At 40.0% G+C, this 1,153-nt stretch carries 1 protein-coding gene; it reads left to right on the top strand.

The features are described from left to right. Positions 1-107 precede the first annotated feature (107 nt). Positions 108-977: a DUF2971 domain-containing protein gene (locus BS19_RS15010; protein ID WP_245609293.1), complete on the top strand. Its 870-nt coding sequence runs from the start codon at positions 108-110 to the stop codon at positions 975-977. Positions 978-1,153 lie beyond the last annotated feature (176 nt).

Raw genomic sequence — 1,153 nt, 5'->3', positions numbered from 1 at the left:
TGGGCATTTTTGGTTTTCTTTGAATTTAGTGTTTATGGCACAATGGTTTAGGTTAGGTGGCAATGTTGCTCACTACTTAACGCGGCGTTAGCCATCTAGGAGGAAAATTGGAAGTACCTAGTTGTTTATATAAATATATGAGTGCTAATACAGCAAAATTGGTGCTTGAATCTCAAAAGCTTCGTTGGTCCTGCCCAAGTTCATTTAACGATATAAATGAACTGCAAAGGATGCCTGCTTTCAAACCTTCGATTGACGCATGTAAGGATGAATATTTAAAAACTCTTATGAACGTTGCGTACGAAGAGCTGCAATTGAATAAATCGCTTTCTCCGGACTCTGAGGGTTTAGTTTCTCTTATGCAAATGACTAAAAGTCAGGGAGTCAGTAAAGATACACTGTATCGAGAACTTTCTTCACTTGAGTTGAATTTGTCGAGTTTGGAAGAGAACCTGCGCGAGGAAACTGAACGTTATAACAACGGTGCCTTACGCATAATCTGCTTATCTGAAGATGAAAACAACGAAGTTATGTGGGCGCACTATGGAGACAATCATACTGGATGTATGTTTGAGTTTAGACATATTGAAATGCTAGACACACCTTTTCAAATGGCAAAAAAGGTAACTTATACAGACAGTGCGCCTAATTTGGGCTCTGCTTTGGACTTCTTGCTGTACGATGAGCGTCAAGAGTTGCTTGCCAAAACTGCTGATGCAATTTATTACACCAAAACTGCAAAGTGGGAATATGAAAAAGAGTGGCGTGTGATGACACGCCGTCCTGGGGAGGATAAAAGATACAGTGACTTTGAGTTTTACAAAGAAGAGTTGGTGTCGGTAACTTTCTCTGCTCGAATTGCCGATGAGGATCTTGCAAATTTAGTTAGTTTAATCGCAGCTCACTATCCACAATGTAAAATGTATAAAGTTCAGTCGGTTAAAGGTAAAATTGAGCGTGTTGAATTCGATGGCTAACAAAGCGTTTAAGAGTGATTCCAAACGCTTGCCGGTTTCGCTTCGCTCAAGTATGGCAAGCGCTTGTCACACCTTAACGCAGCGTTAGCTTACAACAAGGTTAAAATCGAGATCGAATATGAAAAAAGCAATTCTTAATGCATTTAGTGGGCTCGATAAATCGTACCTTACAAAGC

The organism is Vibrio pacinii DSM 19139 (assembly GCF_000711795.1).
Taxonomy (GTDB): domain Bacteria; phylum Pseudomonadota; class Gammaproteobacteria; order Enterobacterales; family Vibrionaceae; genus Vibrio; species Vibrio pacinii.
Note: the sequence above shows the minus strand (reverse complement) of the source record. Positions and strands in the feature narration are given on the sequence as shown.